General features: G+C 62.0%; 34 protein-coding genes. 2 read left to right on the top strand and 32 right to left on the bottom strand.

Translation table 11 applies throughout. The features are described 5' to 3' along the window. Position 1 precedes the first annotated feature (1 nt). The 8 genes from SB772_RS24535 to SB772_RS24500 all read right to left on the bottom strand — a co-directional run bounded on the left by SB772_RS24535 (position 2) and on the right by SB772_RS24500 (position 2,446). Positions 2-226, bottom strand: a complete 225-nt coding sequence (locus tag SB772_RS24535) for a hypothetical protein (protein ID WP_410835806.1) — start codon at positions 224-226, stop codon at positions 2-4. Between the two features lie 329 nt (positions 227-555). Then, complete coding sequence (locus tag SB772_RS24530) at positions 556-933, bottom strand: hypothetical protein (RefSeq protein ID WP_410835796.1); 378 nt, start codon at positions 931-933, stop codon at positions 556-558. Then, positions 930-1,133: a hypothetical protein gene (locus SB772_RS24525; RefSeq protein ID WP_410835795.1), complete on the bottom strand. Its 204-nt coding sequence runs from the start codon at positions 1,131-1,133 to the stop codon at positions 930-932. The genes SB772_RS24530 and SB772_RS24525 overlap by 4 nt, the downstream gene beginning before the upstream one ends. A gap of 39 nt (positions 1,134-1,172) precedes the next feature. Next, positions 1,173-1,370 (bottom strand): hypothetical protein, encoded by a 198-nt coding sequence (locus SB772_RS24520; RefSeq protein ID WP_410835794.1) that lies wholly within the window; start codon positions 1,368-1,370, stop codon positions 1,173-1,175. Positions 1,371-1,377: 7 nt separating this feature from the next. After that, on the bottom strand, positions 1,378-1,584 hold the full coding sequence (locus SB772_RS24515; protein ID WP_410835793.1) for a hypothetical protein: 207 nt from the start codon (positions 1,582-1,584) through the stop codon (positions 1,378-1,380). Between the two features lie 86 nt (positions 1,585-1,670). Then, entirely contained in the window at positions 1,671-1,919 is a 249-nt protein-coding gene (locus tag SB772_RS24510) for an ogr/Delta-like zinc finger family protein (protein WP_410835792.1), read from the bottom strand. Further along, complete coding sequence (locus SB772_RS24505) at positions 1,907-2,209, bottom strand: DNA-binding protein (RefSeq protein WP_410835791.1); 303 nt, start codon at positions 2,207-2,209, stop codon at positions 1,907-1,909. The genes SB772_RS24510 and SB772_RS24505 overlap by 13 nt, the downstream gene beginning before the upstream one ends. 3 nt (positions 2,210-2,212) lie before the next feature. Beyond that, positions 2,213-2,446 carry a hypothetical protein gene (locus tag SB772_RS24500; RefSeq protein WP_410835790.1) on the bottom strand — a complete coding sequence of 78 codons (234 nt, stop codon included), beginning with the start codon at positions 2,444-2,446 and terminating at the stop codon, positions 2,213-2,215. Positions 2,447-2,532: 86 nt separating this feature from the next. On the opposite strand from SB772_RS24500, the gene SB772_RS24495 reads away from it, so the two are divergent. After that, positions 2,533-3,036 (top strand): helix-turn-helix domain-containing protein, encoded by a 504-nt coding sequence (locus SB772_RS24495; RefSeq protein WP_410835789.1) that lies wholly within the window; start codon positions 2,533-2,535, stop codon positions 3,034-3,036. Positions 3,037-3,040: 4 nt separating this feature from the next. Here the strand turns inward: SB772_RS24495 and SB772_RS24490 are convergent, their stop codons facing one another. Then, the gene (locus SB772_RS24490) at positions 3,041-3,397 is read right to left on the bottom strand and encodes a LysR family transcriptional regulator (protein ID WP_410835788.1); all 357 of its coding nucleotides are present in this window, start codon (positions 3,395-3,397) and stop codon (positions 3,041-3,043) included. 166 nt (positions 3,398-3,563) lie between these two features. Here SB772_RS24490 and SB772_RS24485 point away from each other — a divergent pair, with 166 nt between their 5' ends. Continuing rightward, positions 3,564-3,968, top strand: coding sequence for a hypothetical protein (locus SB772_RS24485; protein WP_410835787.1), 405 nt, complete (start codon positions 3,564-3,566; stop codon positions 3,966-3,968). 193 nt (positions 3,969-4,161) lie between these two features. On the opposite strand, the gene SB772_RS24480 is transcribed toward SB772_RS24485, so the two are convergent. The 23 genes from SB772_RS24480 to SB772_RS24370 form a co-directional block, all read right to left on the bottom strand. After that, positions 4,162-4,644 (bottom strand): hypothetical protein, encoded by a 483-nt coding sequence (locus SB772_RS24480; RefSeq protein ID WP_410835786.1) that lies wholly within the window; start codon positions 4,642-4,644, stop codon positions 4,162-4,164. A gap of 48 nt (positions 4,645-4,692) precedes the next feature. After that, entirely contained in the window at positions 4,693-5,727 is a 1,035-nt protein-coding gene (locus SB772_RS24475; RefSeq protein WP_410835785.1) for a phage late control D family protein, read from the bottom strand. Then, a complete protein-coding gene (locus SB772_RS24470; protein WP_410835784.1) occupies positions 5,724-6,149 on the bottom strand; it encodes a phage tail protein in 426 nt (141 codons plus the stop codon). Before SB772_RS24470 ends, SB772_RS24475 begins: the two co-directional genes overlap by 4 nt. Positions 6,150-6,164: 15 nt before the next feature. Then, positions 6,165-8,732, bottom strand: coding sequence for a phage tail tape measure protein (locus SB772_RS24465; protein WP_410835783.1), 2,568 nt, complete (start codon positions 8,730-8,732; stop codon positions 6,165-6,167). After that, positions 8,729-8,842, bottom strand: a complete 114-nt coding sequence (locus tag SB772_RS24460; protein WP_410835782.1) for a GpE family phage tail protein — start codon at positions 8,840-8,842, stop codon at positions 8,729-8,731. The genes SB772_RS24465 and SB772_RS24460 overlap by 4 nt, the downstream gene beginning before the upstream one ends. Before the next feature lie 32 nt (positions 8,843-8,874). Beyond that, the gene (locus SB772_RS24455) at positions 8,875-9,252 is read right to left on the bottom strand and encodes a phage tail assembly protein (RefSeq protein ID WP_410835781.1); all 378 of its coding nucleotides are present in this window, start codon (positions 9,250-9,252) and stop codon (positions 8,875-8,877) included. Between the two features lie 83 nt (positions 9,253-9,335). After that, the gene (locus tag SB772_RS24450; RefSeq protein WP_410835780.1) at positions 9,336-9,845 is read right to left on the bottom strand and encodes a phage major tail tube protein; all 510 of its coding nucleotides are present in this window, start codon (positions 9,843-9,845) and stop codon (positions 9,336-9,338) included. 16 nt (positions 9,846-9,861) lie between these two features. Beyond that, a complete protein-coding gene (locus tag SB772_RS24445) occupies positions 9,862-11,034 on the bottom strand; it encodes a phage tail sheath protein (RefSeq protein WP_410835779.1) in 1,173 nt (390 codons plus the stop codon). 60 nt (positions 11,035-11,094) lie between these two features. Further along, positions 11,095-11,934 (bottom strand): tail fiber assembly protein, encoded by an 840-nt coding sequence (locus SB772_RS24440; RefSeq protein ID WP_410835778.1) that lies wholly within the window; start codon positions 11,932-11,934, stop codon positions 11,095-11,097. An 11-nt stretch (positions 11,935-11,945) separates the two neighbouring features. After that, positions 11,946-13,514 carry a tail fiber protein gene (locus SB772_RS24435; RefSeq protein ID WP_410835777.1) on the bottom strand — a complete coding sequence of 523 codons (1,569 nt, stop codon included), beginning with the start codon at positions 13,512-13,514 and terminating at the stop codon, positions 11,946-11,948. 2 nt (positions 13,515-13,516) lie between these two features. Then, positions 13,517-14,059 carry a phage tail protein I gene (locus SB772_RS24430; RefSeq protein WP_410835776.1) on the bottom strand — a complete coding sequence of 181 codons (543 nt, stop codon included), beginning with the start codon at positions 14,057-14,059 and terminating at the stop codon, positions 13,517-13,519. Beyond that, positions 14,052-14,966: a baseplate J/gp47 family protein gene (locus tag SB772_RS24425; RefSeq protein WP_410835775.1), complete on the bottom strand. Its 915-nt coding sequence runs from the start codon at positions 14,964-14,966 to the stop codon at positions 14,052-14,054. The genes SB772_RS24430 and SB772_RS24425 overlap by 8 nt, the downstream gene beginning before the upstream one ends. Then, entirely contained in the window at positions 14,963-15,325 is a 363-nt protein-coding gene (locus tag SB772_RS24420) for a GPW/gp25 family protein (protein WP_410835774.1), read from the bottom strand. The genes SB772_RS24425 and SB772_RS24420 overlap by 4 nt, the downstream gene beginning before the upstream one ends. Next, a complete protein-coding gene (locus SB772_RS24415) occupies positions 15,322-15,981 on the bottom strand; it encodes a phage baseplate assembly protein V (protein WP_410835773.1) in 660 nt (219 codons plus the stop codon). The genes SB772_RS24420 and SB772_RS24415 overlap by 4 nt, the downstream gene beginning before the upstream one ends. Before the next feature lie 84 nt (positions 15,982-16,065). Beyond that, positions 16,066-16,527: a phage virion morphogenesis protein gene (locus tag SB772_RS24410; RefSeq protein WP_410835772.1), complete on the bottom strand. Its 462-nt coding sequence runs from the start codon at positions 16,525-16,527 to the stop codon at positions 16,066-16,068. Further along, a complete protein-coding gene (locus SB772_RS24405) occupies positions 16,515-16,961 on the bottom strand; it encodes a phage tail protein (RefSeq protein WP_410835771.1) in 447 nt (148 codons plus the stop codon). The genes SB772_RS24410 and SB772_RS24405 overlap by 13 nt, the downstream gene beginning before the upstream one ends. Then, a complete protein-coding gene (lysC, locus tag SB772_RS24400; RefSeq protein ID WP_410835770.1) occupies positions 16,954-17,187 on the bottom strand; it encodes an Rz1-like lysis system protein LysC in 234 nt (77 codons plus the stop codon). The genes SB772_RS24405 and lysC overlap by 8 nt, the downstream gene beginning before the upstream one ends. After that, complete coding sequence (lysB, locus tag SB772_RS24395; RefSeq protein ID WP_410835769.1) at positions 17,081-17,515, bottom strand: Rz-like lysis system protein LysB; 435 nt, start codon at positions 17,513-17,515, stop codon at positions 17,081-17,083. The genes lysC and lysB overlap by 107 nt, the downstream gene beginning before the upstream one ends. After that, positions 17,512-18,312: an N-acetylmuramidase domain-containing protein gene (locus SB772_RS24390; protein ID WP_410835768.1), complete on the bottom strand. Its 801-nt coding sequence runs from the start codon at positions 18,310-18,312 to the stop codon at positions 17,512-17,514. Before SB772_RS24390 ends, lysB begins: the two co-directional genes overlap by 4 nt. A gap of 1 nt (position 18,313) precedes the next feature. Next, positions 18,314-18,580 (bottom strand): phage holin family protein, encoded by a 267-nt coding sequence (locus SB772_RS24385; RefSeq protein WP_410835767.1) that lies wholly within the window; start codon positions 18,578-18,580, stop codon positions 18,314-18,316. A gap of 3 nt (positions 18,581-18,583) precedes the next feature. Next, positions 18,584-18,925, bottom strand: a complete 342-nt coding sequence (locus SB772_RS24380) for a putative holin (protein WP_410835766.1) — start codon at positions 18,923-18,925, stop codon at positions 18,584-18,586. 15 nt (positions 18,926-18,940) lie between these two features. Then, positions 18,941-19,147: a tail protein X gene (locus SB772_RS24375; RefSeq protein ID WP_410835765.1), complete on the bottom strand. Its 207-nt coding sequence runs from the start codon at positions 19,145-19,147 to the stop codon at positions 18,941-18,943. Then, on the bottom strand, positions 19,147-19,638 hold the full coding sequence (locus SB772_RS24370; RefSeq protein WP_410835764.1) for a head completion/stabilization protein: 492 nt from the start codon (positions 19,636-19,638) through the stop codon (positions 19,147-19,149). Before SB772_RS24370 ends, SB772_RS24375 begins: the two co-directional genes overlap by 1 nt. Positions 19,639-19,694: the final 56 nt, after the last annotated feature.

Raw genomic sequence — 19,694 nt, 5'->3', positions numbered from 1 at the left:
GTTATGCGTGTTGCTGTGACTGGGGACGAGATGTTTCGACCGGGTTGCTGTCTGTGGCCGGACTGAATACGACGGCTTTCAGTGCATCGGCAGAGTGCGGGAAGGCGAGCGCCAGACGGTCGCTCAACGCGGCAACGAACAGACCAAGGGTGCATTGCCGCTCAATGCTGCCCGGACGGTTATCGAACCGCAGTTGGTCTGCCGCGCGGGCGATCGCCGCCGCCAGTACGGCGTCATGGGGCGCCTTCGCAGGGGCTGTATGACAGTGTGACTGTGCAACTGGCGCGCTGGCCGCATTGCGGACGCAGTGCGCTTTCCGGTTTGGCAACGGATGCATGCACATCCAGTGACCTTCGCTCTCGCTGCATTCCGGACATGCTTTTCCCGTGGCCGTCGCGCTCCCGTTCCGCTCCATCGCTGGCCTGATAGCCGATAGGAGCGCGTGTGCAAACTCCATCACGTCGTCAAAGTACCAAACGGGTGTGCCTTCTTCGTTAAGCGCCCGGCAGTAGGTACTCGTCACCTGTCCGATCCTTTCGTTGTTCATCGTGTCAGTCATGAGTGCGTGTCCTCGCGTGAGTTGCTTGCTGCGGGTGTTTCTGTAGGGTTGCCGGTTGTTGTTTGCGGGAACGCCGGCGCGCGCGATTCACCATCGGTGGGGGCCGCGATCCACTCCGAGCCGTTCCAGCGGGCAAATTGACGAAACTGCTTGATCCAGTAGTCGGCCGGCTGGATGTTGAACATCGGTATCGGTTGGCTGCCCATCCAGCGCTTGATGATTTCAACGCTGATGGCACGTACTGCTTCGCAGGCGTCATGGTCGCCGTGCTCGACGGGCAGAAACTGCGCTCGATACCAGTACGCCGCGAGATATTCGTCGGAAACGCTGGCCAGGTGCTCTGTATCGATTTCGACGACAAAGATCTTTTTCATTGCATCATCCCCTGCGAAGGAACCGACCAGGCGAGCGCGGCAATCATCGCAATGAGCGAGCCTGTGGCAATCACAAGAGACAACAGCGGTCCAAACCGCAGTTCGTAGCGACGGAGTACGCCCACAGCGGTGAAGGTCAGACCGGCGAGAGAGAACGAGAGCATCAGCAACACGCCGATGCCGAAAACGTAGGGCTTCATGGTGTGGTTCCTTGTATACGCACCGATTACCGGTGCTGGTTACTCGTGGCGCTCGCCGGCCGCGCGGTTCTCGCGTAGTCGACGGGCGCGTTTTTGCTCGCTCGCTTCGAGCGCGCGGCCGGCGGCTTCAACTGCACACCTCACGGCACGGTTGCGCATTGATGCTTCGTAATCGCCTTTCATGCGCAACCGGTGCCAGGCGGCGCGAAGCCGGGCGTCAGTGAGCGGGGCTTTCATGACTGGCTCAGTGCAGGGTGGACAGCATGGGCATGCCATGCTCGCTATCCCATTGGCACATGACGAAATAGCCAAGGCGACGCGCTATTGCGACGAACTTGAGCGGGGGAATGTCCGCGTTCCAGAGAATGCGGAGATAGTCGACACGCTCCGCCGGGGCGAGCGTCGTGAGGTCTGTGGTCGAAAGGGCGGAACTGGATGCAGGGCGATGCATAAGACTCTCCTTTTTTCAGGCAAAAAAAGTCCCTCATGCCGCTTGGGCACGATGCGAGGGACAGACGGGGATTCGGTTAAGAGGCGCTAGATGTCGAGTGCTAGCTGTTCAACTAGGCGCTCCCGCACATGGGGCGAAAGCGGTAGATTGAGCGATAGATTCGGCGTCGCAGACGGTGACAGCGTCCGCGCGAATTCCATGTTCACGACGTACGTGTGGCCGCATTCGGGGTTGTTGCACATGAATGTCACTTCGCGGAATGTCAGCGACATATCGCGACTGCTGCGCGCGGTGGCGCGGGTGCGGCAATGGGGGCAGCGGTTCAGGATTCGCATTGCGACTCCGGGTGATGTTTCCCGCACTCACCGAAGCCCTGGCGAGCACATTCACAGTGGACGCCCACTTCGCCGAGCGTGGTGACGGCATCAAGGTATTTGCGCGTCACGAGGACAAAGCCGACGGCGGCGACGAGTGCGTCGATCTTGTCAATGACGACGCCTTGGCCGCCGCTCAGGAAGCGGCTCACCTGGGAGTCATCCCAGCGGATCGCCTGCTGTACGCCGTGGCGCTTGGGGCCGCTCAACGCCATGCGCAGCGCGGCTTCGATACGAACGGGGGATCTCATGGTTCAACTTTCCGCAATGGGTTTTGCGTGCGCTTGAGCAGCGCCTTGCATAACCTTTTTGCTGTAGGGGCCGAGGCCTTCGCGGAACACTTCACCGGCGGTTCGCGAAAGGGAGCAGTTTGTGCTCGCGGCCAGCGTCTCAAGCGCCTGCCTCTCTTCAGGCATCAGACGAAAGAGCACCGGCTCGGGGGACAGTACGCCACGAGGTTGGCGGCAGGGGCCTTTGAGTTTGCTCATGGGTATACTTTGGACACTTAGCCTTTCGTTACGGTAAAGCTAGTATAAAGTCCCCGAAAGGGGAATGTAAACACTTAGGGTATCAAATGAGCACCTTTGGCGAGCGCTTGCGACAAGAGCGAATGCGTGTTGGCCTAAGTCAAGAGGAACTTGCGGCCGTTGGTGGTCTGCAAAAGAAAGCGCAAATGAACTACGAGTCCGGTGCTCGATCGCCGGACGCTAATTATTTGATGGCGCTTCTTCAGGTAGGCGTTGACATCGTTTATGTGATCACCGGCGAAGCAGCATTCCGCACGCTACCGGCAGATGAAAGTGAGCTGCTTGGTGGATATCGTCTGCTCAACGTGCCTAGCAAGGCAGCGGTGCGGTCCTTGGTCCAGACGTGCCTTGAGAGCAGCACATTGACCGCAAGCGGTGAGCCGGTGCCGCCGCAGGAGCGTCGTGTGAAAAGGCTCGCCTCCAACCGTGTTGCTGCGCTCGATCAGCAGGCGGCCGACACTGTACGGAAAGCAATGGAGGTAGTCGGCGAGTATCGGATCAAGCAGCCTAGGGGTAAGGCGCCGTCAAAGCACCAGAAGGATTCCGAATAGCACCCTATGGCGGGGTATGGTGCGCGGAATCGTGCGCCTTCAGTTCCTCAATGGCATCTTGCAAGTCGTGCAATGCGGTTTCGGCGCGACCTAGCGGGTTAGTCCTGTCGCCAGCAGACTTGGCCGCGAGTTTCCGCACGACGGAGAGGTTTCCGTCGAATTCCAGAATAGCCCGATGGAGCACCTTCCCGCGTCTGGTCAACCGCAAGCCGGACCTGCCCGGCGAGCGTTCCACGATCGAGAATCCAAGCGCTTTTTCCAGATCCGCGACTTTTCGGCTGATAGCTGGGCGGACTGTGCCCGTCGCCTTTGCCGCTTCGGTGAATGAATCATGTGCGGCGATCGTCAGGAAATCGCGCAACAGGTTCCAGTTCAGGTCACTTCGATGATTCCGGGTAGTCATACCGAAAGCCTCGTGGTGTACCACACCGTAACCAACTCGAAAGCATTTAGCATAGAAAGGTTACCTTTCTGCTACCTTTTGTTCTGCTTTCGATTCGTTTCCAAGTGACTCGATTTCTGCGTTAATGGCGATTAACCGTTCGCACATTATGGTTATTGCGATGCGGCTGTTTGTCTTTTTGAATGCGCAGTATCAAAAAGTGGGGGAGTCCGTAATGAATCCGCAGCACGAGGTTACCAATAACCAGCTCAGTTCAAACGAATGCGCTAGCGAGGAACAGTATCAAGATCGAACGTTTCCTGCTACCCGGTGCCGCCCGGTGCCAGTCGTGCTAGGTGATGACTGCGACACAGCGGAACACGTAAGCACGCTGGTGACTGATGCCCTGGCGTCAGCCATCAAGGGCATCGAAATGACGGTATCAGCCGTTACCAAGTTGAGATTGGTACTTGAGGCACTTGAGGAATGCGCGCACTCGGGGGAAGGCTGTTCCGCCCAAGCCGATGACGCGTCGGGCGGACATTCATGAGGCAGTCGAATGGTACGCGACAAGAAAGAACCCCGCCGAAGCGGGGGCTCACAAATACTCTGGTATGTTTACCGGCTCCTAGACCTGAAACAAACGGGAACATCAATGAGTTCTTCGAATAATAGGCCAATCGTGCCCGACCCGCAGCCTGTTTACCGGGCACCAACCAAGGATGGATTCAACAAGGGCACGCCTACACCGACACCTTCGACGCCACAAAAGCAGCAGCGATAAAGACAATTGGACTGGCTGCGGCCGCGAGCCGCAGCCGATTGAGCCACACGACGACTCCGGCGTTGCTCTTGGCCGCCATGTCGATGCGGCGCTGCATGCCTTCGACTTCCGCTTCTTTCAGCTGGTCAAGCGAATATGCCGGCTGATAAAGGTTCCGCGGCTCGTTATAGATAGAGGGCATTGCCCGGAACATCAGGCAGTTCCGAACGAGCAGCAGACTCAGGATCAGGAACCACCCCGTAAATACGATAGCGCCCACCGAAAGCCAGTTCACGCTGTGCAGTTCGAGAGCTTTCGCTGCGTATGCCAGACCACCGCCCAGCGCTGCCAGGAACACCGTTAGTGTCGTAGCAGCATCCTTTGCGATCACATCAGCGCACGCGTGATGTGACTTCAGATTCTCGATCGCCGTTTGTTCTACCCAGTCCAGCAAATCGCTCATTGCGTCCTCTTCCTTAGTGGTTGTTCAATATACCGCAAACCATTAGCTCTACCCCCCGCGCCTGAAGTGCGAGCGGTGCCGGTTGCTTGTCGGATCGTCTCGCATTTCCAGTTCGAGTTCGCACGTATAGCCGTTATCCATCAGCTCGTGCCGCACCCTTTTCACGAGCCATGATTCATCATCGATATCGGGCTTGAACCCGTTGAGATAGACGGGCACTTCGGGGTAGAGGTCGGGCCGGCCGAGCGCGAGCATGTAACTCATGGTCGCCTGACTGCGCTGCGCGCGGTTGAGTTCGGACGTTGCCGCGGCGCGGGCCTCGGCCTCGGTCGGGTATGTCTCGGGCAAAACCTTGATGCTGTGATTGTTCTCGCCGCCGACGACAACGGACTTTCGTTTCGCTCGGCCGGTCGCTTGATAGAACGCGCGCACGCCGGCATAGTTCTCGCGCTCCGATACGTGGTAACGGTGGCGGTCGCCATCCTTGCGCGTCAGCTCGATCGACGTGAGCGGCTTGCCGCTTACGCTCGTGCCGTGGCCGGTCGGCATGAACAGCAGGCGCGTATCTTTCACGTTCATCACGGCGTCGTAGCGCTTCGCGAGGCGCGTGAGAAACGACATGTCGGACTCATGCGTCTGGTCAATATGCCCGATCACGATTTTCGCGAGCGTGTCGGCAACGGCCGCTTTCAGGTTGTGCGAGCCGGCAACTTTGCGCACGATCGCGCCAATCGTCTCGCCGTGCCAGCTCTTTTCCTTCCGCTCGCTCATGGCGTTCGTCATCGAGGCCGATCGCGCCTGAATGGTGATCGTATCTGGGGCGCCGGCGTGTTCGACTTCGTTGATCGTGAAAGACCCCTTGTCGACGAGGCCCGTGTCGGCCCATCCGATCGACGCGCGCACAACTTCGCCGCGCTTCGGAATTGCGAGCTTGCCGTCTGAGTCGTCGAGCACGAGCGTCAGCGAGTCGGCCTCGTCCGATCGCGACTCGTCGATCGAGAGGCTCACAAGGCGTGGCTCGATCTTGCCCGTCAGATCCTTTCCATTGAGCGTGATTTGATAGACCGGCGTCGGTTGCTTCATTGTGCCTCGTCCTTCTTCGGCTCGGTTTTCGTTTTCACGAGACCATCGTCGACGCGCATCAGGCTCAACGTGAATTCGATGCGCCTCGGCGTGCCGTCCTTCTGGTGTAGCGTTTGCCCTTCGTCGAGGCCTTCGATCACGAACGCGCCGTACACATTGCCGGCGCCGTCGACGAGCGCATAGGCGTCGCCGTCGTCGCCCATGTTGCGCAGCTCGGTAAGCGACGACAGCATGCCGATACCCTGGTCGGGGGCAAACCATCCCGTCATCGTGATCGCGTCGTCGCCCTTGCCGGTGTATTGCCGCGCGTCACGGGCGCCGACGCGCGAGGTGTTGCGATGCTTCCAGCTCGTGCGCCGTTGCAGCTCTTGATAGGCGAGGGTAGGCAGGCTGAAAACGAACTGCCCGAGGGCCATCATCATTGCTTTCTCTCCCGGTTAATCCGACAGGCGCGAGCTAACGCGCGAGGCCTTCTTGCGCTCGATTTGCTCGATCGCCTGTCGCACCTGATTCGCGATCTCTTTCGGATCCGCGCCGGTGATGTGGAACACGTATTGATTGCCGCCGGCCGCCGTATTGGCCCCGTTCGCGGCCGCGTGGCGGGCTTGCAGCGCTGGCCGGGTGTCGATCGTCACGCCGGGGTCGCCGGCGGCCTGTGCGGCCCCTGTGCCGGCGAACGAGGTCGCCGCGAGCGTCGCGAGGCCGACCGCAGCTTTCGCGATGCGGCCTTGCTCGGCCTGCATGCCGATCGCCGCGCCCTGGGTGATGAACCCGCCCAGCTCGCCGAACACACGCGACGGGCTATGAATGCCGAGTTTTTCCTTGAACCATGTGACGGTGCTACTCGCGACGTTGGTAATCGCGCTTTTCACGGTCCCGAGGCTTTTCGTGATGCCGTTGACGAGGCCCGAAATCAGGTTCGCGCCGAATTCCGAAAACTTCGCAGGCACGTCGATGCCGAACCATCGGAGCACGGCCGCGAAGGCGCGATGGAACAGGCCGAGCGGCGACCAGTTGAGGATCAGCGCGCCGATGCCGGCAAGGCCGCCATCGAACGCCGCGCGCACTTCCTCCCATATCGAGCGGAAAAACGCCTTGATTGGCTCCCAGTACCGGTAAATGAGTAGCGCCGCGACCGCGATCGCGGTGATCGTCAGCCCGATCGGGTTGGTCATCGCCGCGCGCCCGATGACCTTGAGCGCCGTGCCGAGAAATGGCAGCACGCGCGCGCCGAGGTTCCAGAGCATACCGATCGCGCTGCCGCCCTTGATGCCAAGCACGCCGAGCGACATTTTCACCGCAGCCATCGGGACCAGCACGGCGGCGAAGGCGAGCGTGAGCGCGCCGAGCACGCCAAGTGCGGCGCCGGCGACGAGCGCGATCTTCGTGATCGTCGCGGTCAGCTCGGGGTTACGCTTCGACCACTCACTAACCTTGCGGATCGTTTCGGTCACGGTCCGTGTGACCTTACGCAGCGGTCCGTCTACCGTGTCTGACACCGTGATGCCGAAATCTTCCCATGCCGATTTGGCAGTCAGCAGATCGCCTTTCAGGTTATCGGCCATGATCGCGGCCGTCTGCGTTGCGATGCCTGCCGAGGCCTTCACGATTTCGACATACTTGTCGATGCCCCGCGTACCCTGTTGCGCAATCAGCTCGGCCATGCCGGCCGCCGGTTCCTCGCCAAAAATCCGTTTCAGATAGCCGAGCCTCTCGCCCGAACCCATCTTCTCGGTCTTGGCGGCCACGTCGCTCAGCACAGACGTGATATCGCGCACGTTGCCTTTCGCGTCGCGTGACGATACGCCCAGCTCTTTCAGGGCCTTCGAGGCCTTCGACGTTGGCGACGCGAGCCGCAGCAGCATCGATCGTAGCGTCGTGCCGGCCTGGCTTGCCTGGATACCCACATTGCCAAGCAGGCCTGCCATTGCGGCGGCCTCTTCGAGCGACATTCCGGCGGCCTTGGCGACAGGTCCCATGTATTTCATGGTTTCGCCCAGCATATCCAGATTGGTGTTGGCCGTCGTGAAAGTCATCGTCAGCACGTCGGCAACGCGGGACATTTCGTCGGCCTGCAGGCCGAAGCCGCTCATGATGTTCGATGAAATGTCGGCGGTACGCGCGAGGTCGGCGTCGCCTGCCTTTGCCATCGCGAGCACGCTTGGCATCGACTTCAGGATCTGGTCGGGCTTGAAGCCGGCCATTGCGAGAAACCCCTGGCCGTCGGCGGCCTGTGTCGCGGTGTAACTCGTCGTTGCACCCAGTTCGCGCGACTGCGCCCGCAGCGCCCTGAATTCCTCCGAGTTCCTGTCGATGCGTGCGAGAGCCTGCACCTTCGACATTGCGGCGTTGTACTCCACGGCCGGCGTCAGCAGTCCGCGGGCGCTCATGAGCACGCCGCCGCCAAGCGCGGTACTTGTCGCGCCGATAGCCGCGGTGCTCCCGGCCAGATTCTTCGCCTTGTCGAATTTCTCGCGGGTCGCGCGCATGCGTTGCTGCTCGCGCGTGACGCGTTTGAGCTTTTCTTCCTGCTGCCTGAGTCCGCGATTCGCGGCGGCAGTTTGCTCATTGAGTGTGCGTTGATGCTTCGCGAGATTCGAGGTGCTGATGCCGTTCGCAGTGAGGCTTGAGCGCGCGGCGTCGAGGCGTTGCCGGTGCTGGGCGAGTTGTGCGTTGGCCTGCCGTGATTCCCTCGTCGCCTGCCCGAACGCGCGTGCGAGTTCACGCGACGGGTTTGCCGTCGATTTCATCTGCTGCGCGAGGGCTCGCACGCGTGCCTGCGATTCGCGCGCACGCTCAGAAGCTCCCTGCATGCCTCGCTTGAGTTCGGCAAACTGACCAATGCGCTTTTGCGCCTCGCCCAGCTCCTTAAGACGGTCGCGTGATGCCTTCATCCCGGCAGCAAGCCCCTTGCTGCCGTTGATGATGGACTTGATCGGGCGCGTTGCACCGTCGACCATGTCGAACAGCACGCGCAGTTTGAGGTCGTTTCTGGCCATCTTCATTCCGCTCCGCTTCTGACGCGCGCCCGCTCGCGCCAGGCGGCAAGCTCGCAGAGGGTGAAGTCGCGCATGTCGTGCGGGGTCCAGTGAAAGACCGTCGCGATATCGGCCATCGCTTCTTCAACCCTGTCGGGTATGCCGTGCTCTACTGAGCACGCTTCGGCAGCAAAAAACCGGCGAACACGACCCCCAATTGCACGAGGTCGGCCGGGTCGAGCTGCTGCACGTCGAATTCGGTCAGCGTCGGCGACGAGATACGCGGTAACACCTTGCCGAGCGCGTCGACGTCCAGATTTACAAGCGCATTGAGCGACGTGCCGCGCAGCTCGCCGGATGCTGGCTTGCGCAACGTGATTTCAGTGATGGTCTGCCCGCCGTTGCGCTCGATCGGCGCGTCGAGCGTGACGGTGTTCGGCTTGGGTTGCGTCGCCGGCGTGACGCCGTGCGAATGGCCGGGATCGATGACGCCGTGCGAATGGCCGGAGTCGGTGATGTGGTGTACGTGCATGGCTTGTTCGATCATTTCTTTCTCTGTTCGGGTTTTGGTTGTTGGTGCTCGCTCGGCACGATGCCACGCGAGCGGGGCAGTGCATCAGGTGCGATCGATTACAGGCCGATCGCCTTGCGCAGATCGGCGAGCAGATCGTCGCCGTTGACGTTCTCGATCATGTTCATCAGATCGATTTCGATCACGGTATCGCCGTTGATCGTGAGCTTGTAATAGCTGCACGTCGTCGAGACTTTGAAAGACGTGTCGTCGCCGGGCTTCGCGTTGCCGAAATCGAGTTCTTTGTGACGGCCGCGCACGACGATTTCAACGGCATCGGGTTTGCCCGAGTCGTCGGCGCGATATGCGCCGGCGAAGCGCAGTTGCACGCCGTCATGCTTCGTGATGCCGTATTGCGCGAGCACGGAACGCATGAGGCCGCCGCACGTCCATTCGAGCACGATGCCCTCTTGCCCTTGGTCGATATCGACAGGGCCATTCATGCCGCCGCCGCGATAGGCCTCCATCTTTCGCGTCAGCTTAGGGGGCGTGACTTCGGCCACCTGGCCGACGAAGTTCTCGCCGTTCTGAAAGAGGTTGAACGCCTTAAGTTTCTTCGGCAAAGCCATGTTCTATTGCTCCTGGTTATGCCGACACGCGCGAGGCGAAATCGGCGAGGTAACGGTCGGTGATGCGTTGGCGCAGCATCAGGTTTTCGATCGGCGGTACGGGCGTGTAGTCGTAATCGATCGCCAGCTTGCCGGCCTTGAGCGAATCCTTGTCGTTCGCGCTTTCGTCGAACCATGCTTCGCCGCCGATGAGATAGCCGTTTCGGATCAGCTCGCGGAATTTCGCATTGACGCTCTCGATCATGTCGCGCACGAGCGACGGGTGTAGATCCTTGTCGACATACAGCATGTGCGCCTCGGCCATCGTGTCGGCGAGCACTTGCGCGGTGCGGGTGTAGTTCTCGAACGCGAACAGCGGATCATCCGAGCAGGTGCGCGAACCCCAGAAGCGAAAGCCCTTCGAATTCACGAGCGTCGTCACGTCCTGTTCGTTCAGATAGCCCGCGTCCGTCGCCGGGTCTTGCAGATCCCAGAAAACATCGCGGCTGATACCTGTGACGCCATTTACGCCGATATTCGAAAGCGTCTTGTGCCAGCCCGTTTCTTCGTCGATCTTCGCGCGCAGGCCGAGCGCGATCGCCGTCGCGTCAACCGTGTCATACGCGTTCGTGCTCGTGTTCCAGCCGACGAAATCCGGCCAGATCACCATCAGCTCGCGTTGGCTGAATTGCTTGCGGTACGCGGTCGCCGCTTCCTTCGTCTCGCAGCCGTTCGCCGAGATGTAGCCGAACCCGCGCAGCTTTTGAGCGATCGTGGCGAGGCCTTGCGCGACGGGTTGCGCGTCGAGGCCAGGAGCGCCGAGAATGCGCGGCTTCACGCCGAGCCGAGCTTGCGCGGCAAGTAGCGCCTGCATACCGGTGAAACGGCCGCTCGTGTCCGTTTTGCCGATCACGTTGCTCGTCGTCGCGGCGTCGTCGGTGCCTTCAGCGACACGCACGACGATCGTGACGGGCTTCGTTTGTGCCGAAATTGCTTCGAGGGAGCGCGCGAGCGTGCCCTTGTCGCCGGCCTTGCCAAGCGCCGATTGAATGTTCGTCAGCAGCACGGCCGTATCGAGCGGGAACATGTCTTTGTCCGCATCGAGGCCGGTCGCGACGAGGCCGACAACGGCCGTCGATACGGTGCGAATCGGGCGCGTTCCTTCGTTGATTTCCAGTACGCGCACGCCGTGGTGATAGTCAGTTGCCATGTGTATACCTTTGTTTAAGGGCAGTGAAAGGGCGGGTTGCAGCTCGCGACGCTTGCGGCGTTACGCGTTCTCGGCCGGCGGTGCATCGGACGTTTCCGGTGCATCCGGCAGCGGATAGGGGTGAGGCTCGGCCGGCCAGCGAACGGCCGGCAGCGGGTCGCGCTCGAGCGCGAGAGAAAGGGCGGTCGTGTAGTCGCTCCACGCGTGGTATTCGTAGGCCTCGCGCGCCGACAGCGTGCCGGTCGCATAGGCGTCGGCCTTGCCATCGGTGAAGGTCTTGGCCTTCGTCATGCGCGCGTCGAATTCGGCCATCACGGGGGCCATTGCTTCTTCGAACGAAATCGGATCGGCCGGCCATGTCACGGCATTGGGGAACCCTTCGCGCTGGATCGTGCGCACAAGGGCGAGCTGATAGGCCGACCACGCGCGGAAGTAATACGCCTCCTCGGGCGTCAGCAGGCCGGCCGCGATCGCGTCGGCCTTGCCGTTGTTCATCTCGCGTGCGTGCGCCATGCGCGTTTCAAACTCGGCCATCGCGGCCGAGCGCAGGGTTTGCGCAACGATCGCCGGATCAATGGTCCATGCGCCATCGCGCCAAACGTGTTCAGCCGAGGGGCGCGGCGTTTCCGTCAGGCCGTTCTCGGCCGGCGTCGTGCCGGCGACGAGGATTTCGGCCGCCTCGCCGTTGTCCTGGCGATACAGTATCCGGCCGCGATAGTCGGGCAGCAGCTTCCATGTACCGTTGAGGTAGAACGGCCACGTAAGCGGCGTGCGGGCCGGCAGCTCGTCGATAGTGCTGAATGCAGGCACTAGCCAGCGGTCGGGATTGAGCGGGTCGGAATCAGCCAGGCGGCTTGATGTGTATTGGCCGGTCTCGGCGTCGTATTGATGAATGAGCATGGTTTGATCCTTCAGTAAGCACGAATCATTGCGAGTAAGGCGATGTTGCGCGGCCGTGCTTCGTTGCCGCCGTCGCCGTTGACAGTGACGCCGTGAGAGTGGCCACCGCCGCCGCCGATGCCGACGTTATGGCCGTGGTTGCCGTCGCCGTTGAGCCAAATGCCCGTGCCCGCGCCAGTCGTCCACGGGTCGACGGGTGCCCTACCTTGGGCGTTCTGGTAGAGAATCGCCCCGTCGTTGACGCCGCCGCTAATGCCGGGGTCTTGCGCGTGCATGCGGTGGTTGTGGCCGGGGTCGTTGACGCCGTGGCCGTGCCAGCCTTGCGCGTCGGTCCATGCGCCGTGTATGTGATCGCCGACCCATGACGAACTGGCCCCGTGGGCGTGGTAGCTGTTTTGCGAGCCTTGATTGGTGCCGATACCTCGGCCCGGATCAGCGCCGCGCCCGTCATCCCAACAGCGCAAGAATTCGCCGCGCAGCTCGGGGATTCGAAAATTCGTCGAACCGTCGCCGGTCGAGAAACAGCCGAAATTGCTCGTCCAGTACGCCTCGGCGACGATTGCGCCGCTCGCCTGTGCATAGGCCCACAAGGCCGGATAGTCAGCGCGACGGAGTACCGCCCCGTTGAGCTTGAGAAAGCCGGCGCGTGCCGTTGTGCGGGCTTCGAAAACGATGGTGCCGACAGCAGCCGACGCGATCGCCGCGATCACCCATTCGGTAGTCGCCGCGCGGCGCGACACATCGGACGCCGGCGGGGTTTGCGCGGTAATCAGGCCTGCAACATCGAGCGAGCCACGAAAGCCCGCATTGCCCGTGCGTGTGTCGAACCAGTGCGAGTATTCGGCTCTCGGCACGTGCATGTTATCGATCGACGGGCCGAACCCGATGCCGAACCATGAGCGCAACGCAAAGTTGTTGATGGTCTCCGAAGCCCCGTCGCCGTTACCGGCCGACACGGTGATATTTGAGCCCATTGCGCCAGCAAATCGCAGCACGTCCGCGATGGTTACGGGGCCGGTGAAGTCAGCGCCCGACAGGTTCGCTTTCTTGTCGAGCCGTAGTTTCAGCGTGGCAGGCGTGACGGCGCGCGATGCGTCGGCGCCGGCGTCGACTTCGGCTTGCGTCGCGAGCTGGATCACGCCTTGACGCTGAGTTGTCGCCGGCGGGTTCGTGAAAGAGGCGTCGCCGAACACGAGCTGTGCCGCGTCGATCGTGGCGAATTGCACATCGGCCGACAGCAACAGCAGCGCATCAGGCGACTTTTCCATGATCGGCGTTGCCTGCCCATAGGCCGCGAGCAGCACGTCGTTTTCGAGGTACAGGCCAAAGCCGTACAGCGTGAATTGATCGGCCGTGTCGTCTTTCAACGTCACATGGATCGTGTCGGGCGCGACGTTCTCGCCGGCGAAAGTCTTGATGCGCTTGCGCTCGCCGGGTAGCGCCTTCATTGCCTTGTCAGCGGTGAAAGGGGCGCTCGCGAGGCCGATTTCGACGATCTGGTGCGCGGTGGTGCCGTCATTGCCAGGCGCAACGAGCGCGGCGCGTCCAGCGTCGGTAACAGTGATGAGGGTTCCGGCCATGTTCAGATATCCGAGAAAGTAAGACGGCGATACAGCGCGCACCGAACAGCCGCTGCGACGCGTTGCGTCCCCTGCATGGAAAAGCCTTGCGTGAAGGTGTAATGCGCGCGCACGGGCTTGGTGCGATCAATCTCCGCGATGATGTCGGCGACGAGTGCAGCGGTCGGCGCTTCGCCGTTGCGCGAGCTAACGGTGAGCACTACGTCGAACGTGCCCGGTTTGCCGCGTGGCGTTTGCTCGAACCATTCGCGCAGCGCGACATTTGCGCCGAACGTGGCGACGACCTGGCGCACGGCAGCGGCCGTGCCGTTCTTGCGTGCGATCGGAATGGCGGCCTTGACGCGGGCACGCTTCGTTTGCTCGGGCCAATAGTCTTTCCATGCGTCGACGCCGAGGTGCCACGCGAGCCAGGGCAGCAGCGGCAGCGGGATCGCGTCAGGGTCCATCAGCGCGGCGATCGGCGACGGAATGTCGCTAATGCGGGCGCCGACACGCGCAAGATTGCGCTCGGTGGTCGACGAGTTCGGGGCGAGCAGCTCACTCATTGTTGTATATGCCCCCGTCGATCAGCTCGATAGCCGTGCAGTAAGCCGACTCCATTTTCGAAATCGGAATATCGGCGGCCGGCTCGTCGAGAATCACCTTTTGCACACCTGGCGCGCGCGCAGCGGCATAGATGCCGTCGAGCGTGATTTCCATGCCGAGCTTGTGCATTTCGGTCGTGTACGTCTTGACGCGCTTGTTTGCTTCGGCGAGTGCGACAGAGCGATCGGGGCCGGCGAAGAAAATGAGGGTGGCGCGAACCGCATATCGCTTGATGGTTGCGCTGCGCGTCGTTACGAAGTCCGTGAGCGGGCGCACGTCATCGGCCGAGAGCGCGGCTTGCACCTTGTCGACGAGCGGCTTGTCGGCCGTGCCATCGCCTTCGCGCGACAGGACAGTAACGACAACTTCGCACGGCGCGGGGCTAACGGCCGAGGCATCGAGCACGCGACCATCGGCGTCGCGCGCATGCTTGATGTATGCCCCCTCGGGGCCGGCGACGGAAAAGCCTTGCGGTGCGAGCTGCGTGCGGGCGCGCAAGTCGGTGTCGTTCTCGTAAACGCCGTCGATATCGTCGGCCGGGTCAGGCTCGGATATCGTCAGGCGTTGCACTTCGAACAGTGCGGCCAGGTGTTCGAGGGTCGTGCCTTGTGCATAGGCCAGCATGATCGAACGTGCAGCATCGTTGACGCGTTGACGCAACACGACTTCACGATAGGCGTTTTCCTGCAAAAGAATGTTCATCGGCTCGGATTCGAGCGCGAGCGCCGCCGCTACTTCGGCCTGTTGGTCGGCCGGGTAGAGCGACACGAGTTTCGCCTTGCGCTCGGCGAGCAGCGTTTCGAAATCGATCGTTTCGACGATATCGGGCGAGGGCAGGCGCGACAGATCGATCGGGGTTGCGCTCATGCTGCACCGCCGTTCGTCAGCTGCACGCGCGTCGATACCGGCTCGCCGGTTTCGGTGGTCGAGCCTTCAATGTCGACAACCTGCACGCCCGCGCCGGTGTCGGTCTGTTCCGTCGAGAGCTGCACGCGCGACAGGCGCAAGCGGGGTTCCCACTGCATCAGCGCGGTCGCGATCGCGGCATACAGGCGAACACGCGTTGCGCCATTGTTCGGCGCGTCGACCAGCTCGGGCAGCTCGGAACCGAAATCGCGGCGAGCGATGCGCGTGCCGATCGGCGTCGTCAGAGTCTTCGTGATCGATTGATACAGGTGTGCGAGGCCGGCCGTCGCGCGACCGGTGAATGCGTTCATGCCTTTCATTTCGTCGGCTCACTTGTCTGGGCGTTCGTGCCTTGCGCCTGGTGCTTATGCTTCGAGGTACTGACGCCGGCCGCGATCACGTCTTGCGTGAATTCGGCTCCGCCGTCGATCTTCATGGTCGAGCCGCCGGAACCGCCCTTGCCGGTCATGCCCGACTCGAACGCGAACGAACCTTTAACCAGCATCGCGCCGGTTACGGTGGTGTTTTTCGCGTCGATCGTCATTTCGTCCGCTTCGATGGTTGCGGTCTTGGTCTGCACGTTGACCGCGCCAGGCGCGACGATCAGTACGGTCGCGCCGGCGGGCAATCTGGCGGTGAGAGAGTGGGCGACTGTGTCGTATTCGACGGTTGCGCCGTCGCGATACTTACGGACGTGCTTCGCCGGGTCAGTGCTCGGCGGGGGGAAATCTTCGGAATAGAACCCGCGTAGCGCGACGGCTTGCGCCGGGTCGCCGCTCGGGCACAACAGCATTACGCCTTCGCCGATCGAGGGCGCAAGCCACTCGATCGTTTCGCCGGCAAAAAGCACGAACCATTGAATCCAGTCGGTAGATAAATCGCCGCTTTCTACGCGGCATAGCGCACCCTGCACGGCTAACACCGTGCCCTTGCGGATGCCGTTCAAAAATTGGCGTGAGGATTCGTTTGCGTTCATGCCTCCATGTTGCCGAGCACGCACGCGCGAGTCATCACGCGGCGTTTGTTAGCGTGTCGGGTACTTATTGCGGTAGGCGAACGATTAACGCACGAGGTGTTTGAGCAGCAGATCGCGAATCAAATTGCGCTCGGCGTCGGTGAATCCGAGCAGCACGCGGGCCGGATATTTGTATGAGGGGCCGCCCATGGCGACGCGATCGGTTTCGCCGTACTGGTGGACGCGTGCCACGCGTGCCACGCGGCCGGCAAAGCCGATCGCGATGCCGGCCGCGTCTGATTCAGTGCGCAGATAGCGTGTTTGCCGCAGCTTCGCGAACATGGCCGCACGCTTGATTCGGCCGGCCTTGCCGCACAGGTGCTTTTTCGGGCGCGGCTTGCGCTTCTCGAATGGCGTGCCGTCCGGGTTGCTTTGCTGCGCGATGCGCGTGCGTTGACTGCGTTGCAGCTCGTGCGCGATTTCGCGCGTTGCGACGCGGCGAGCAGCTGGGGCGAGTTGCGTGAGCAGCGCGCCCGCCCATGATTCGAGGGCGCTTAACTCGTCCATTGCGGATCGACCAGGCTATTTACGTCCCATTCGGGCACAGGCTCGTCGACGTGCTTGATCGTCTGTTCGCCGGCGTCATTGGTGCCGACGACGACGCTTTCGGTGAGCCTCAGCTTGATCGACAGATCGACGGTCGTTTGCGTCAATTGATCGGCTTCGAAGGAAATGCCCGACTTTCGCAGATCGTCATTCGTGAGCAAGTCCGATTGATTGCGCCGAACCCAGGCCATCACCGCGACGAACACGGTATCGGCGTCGCCGGCGAAGTCCTCAATGATGACGTTGAGGGTGTACGCGTAATCGAACGACAGCGACACGGCGCCGGTGCCGATGATGTTGCCGGCGTCGATGAACACGAGCAGCTTGTCGGGATCGACCGCGAGCGACGGCACGGCCGCCGTGAGGGCACGGCGCAGACTGGTTGCCTTATTCATGGTCGGCCTTGTCGGGAGCGGGCAAGCCTTGCGCCTGGCACGTCGCGATCATGTCTACGCGGGCTGCACATTCGCCCCAGGCCGCCTCAGTCACGTCGAGCGCGCGGCGCAGCTCGTCGTTAGTTCGCGGGGCCATCGCCGGCAGCGTGCAGCGCGAGACGGGCGCGCATTGCTGAAATGAAATCGTCGGCTCCAGTGATCGCGGGCCGGTCGTACAGGCGCACAACAGCGTCAGGCAAAGGGCCGTCAGCCCAGGCGCGAACCGTTTCGTTTTCATGCTTCAAAGCCTCAAAGTCGGTTTCGAATTGTGCGAGGTCGGCTGCGATGCGTTGGCGCTTCGCTTCGAGCTGCGCGAGCGCTTGCGCGTCGTCGCGCGCTTTCTTCTGTAGATCGGCGATCAACGCGTCGCGACGGCCGACCGTCTCTTTCGCGGTGCGTGCATCGACTTGTGCCGCGACCAGCTCGGCGTGCAGGCTTTCCACGTAAAGCCAGCCGACGACGAGCGCGAGCACGACGAGCGCGATCGTGCCGAGGCGCACGGCGATCGCGTTCATGCCGCCGCCTTCTCGCGATCGGCATATTTCGCGTATGCCTGGGCGAGCTTCGCGTCGTACAGGTTGCGGGCGTAATCCGGGCCGTTGTAGCCCTTCGCAAAGGCCGCCCACTTCCTACCCTTCAGCGCGGAAAGCAAGGCCGTGTCTGCCGCGATAAACCGCACGAACGCGTCGAGGTGATCGCCTTCGCTGCGCTGCATGCGCACGACGAAATCGGCGATGCTCGAGTACTCAAGGGCATTCCAGTGATAGCCCATGATTTGAAACGCGCCCCAGCTCGCCGACTCGTGCGCCGCGTCCGCGTCGATACGCTCGGCCGTCGCGAGCCGGGTGTATTCGGCCGCCTTGCCCATGTAACCGCCGGCGGTGCTCGATACGATGTTCGGATACTTCGCCGCAAGTGCGTCAGCGTCGAGGCCTTGCGCTTTCAGGCGCTTGTAGAACACATGCCGCTCGAACAGGATCACGGGCCGGCCATCGGTCAAAAAGCCTTCGCCGCGTGATTCGACTTCGTTGACGGCGCGGATCGATGCGACGGACACGCCGAGCGCGTCGGCCGCCCGCACGAGGTCGGTATCGGTAAGGTGGCTCGGCAGCGCGACGCCTGGTAAGGCGATCATCGTTTTCGGGCCGGCGATGCCGTCGATCACGAGGCCGCGAGTTTTCTGCAGGGCCATCACCGCGGATTCGGTTTCATGGTCGAAAACGTGCGTCTCGGGGACCGGAAAGCCGGCGCGCGTGAGGCGCTTTTGCAACAGCGATACATCGTCGCCGATATCGCCTTTTCTAAGGCTCATGTCATGCACTCCGCAGCAGGCGCGCGACGTTGCCGCGTGCGCCAAAAATGAGAACAGCGAAAAGAACGGCGCGGACCGCTTCGAAATAGCCGGCCGACTTCGCATGCAAGGCCAGCTCGATCGCCGAGCCGCCGAGCATGACCAGCAGCAGCCATGCGAACCATGAAACGTGACGACGATGCCGCGCGCCGTCGCGGCGATAGACGAGGATGCACAACGCGGCGACGCTATACGCAGTCAGCGCAATCAGTGCGAGGGGGGTGTGCATGGGTCAGCCCTTTCGAAACAGCGACAACAGGTCGAAAGACTTGATGCGTTCGATCAGTTGCAGGGTCACGGTGATTGCCAGAGCGGCAGCGAAGAAAGCAGCGACGCCGGTGCTCGTGATTGGCGTATGGCTCACCACATCGGGCGCGGCGAGATAGCCGGCGATCAGCGAAATCACCAGATACGCAAAGCGCTTGCCGAGCGAGATGTCTTTCGACGTGACGACGACGAGCGCGGCGCCAGTGAAAGCGCCGATCAGCGCATTACCGTCAATGCCGGGAAGCAGGCTTGCAAAGCCGATGCCGGCCGATGCAACGGCGAGGGTAGTGGTGCTAGGTTCGGCCATATTGGCGACTCCGGGTTAGTCGAAAAGGTTGACGAGCTGGATCGTTGATTGATCGTTCGGCGGATCGGGCAGATCTACGGCGAGGCCGAGCGGCAGCACGGGGCCGTGATCGGCCAGGCCGGCGTTAAGTTCTAGCGTCGCCTCGACGACGCTTTGCGTGCGGCCGAGATAGCGAAAGCAAAGCGAGTCGACCGTATCGCCCTGTTGTGCATAGACGCGCATCAGATCAGCTCTACCGTTGTGCGCGCGGCGCCGCGCATGTCGTTGATTGCGTGGCGAGCGTTGCGGCGATCGGCGTCGATCGTCGTTTCCAGCTCGGCCGCGTCGGCCGCGCCCGATTTCGTGCTATCGAAATCGCGGTATTGCTCGGTCACGTCAGCACGCGCGAGGTAATAGACGGCGCGGCGATAGCGCGCGAGATGCACGCTTTCACCGCCGATATCGTCGGCCGGCAGCTCGGCGAGTGTCGCGACGCCGGCGGCCTGGTGCGCCTGGCGCCACGTCGACAGTTCGCGATTTACTTCGTCGATCGCGGCGATCACGGCATCGCGCAAGCGCGCATGCGTAACGGTGCCGTCGAGGCGTACCGCCTGGCGCATGTGGGCCAGATCCACAGAGGGAAACCAGTGCGTATTAGTCACGATCAGCTCGGCCGCCGGCGGGGTTGGCTCGGGCGTGATGTTCGGTTCGGCGATCGCGTAAAAGCTACTCATGGTTTCAGCTCTGAAATAGTGGGCGGTGGGCCGGCGTCGGATCGCGTTTCCGTCAG

It is taken from the genome of Paraburkholderia sp. SIMBA_030 (assembly GCF_046535245.1).
Taxonomy (GTDB): domain Bacteria; phylum Pseudomonadota; class Gammaproteobacteria; order Burkholderiales; family Burkholderiaceae; genus Paraburkholderia.
This window is presented reverse-complemented; position numbering and strand designations above follow the sequence as displayed.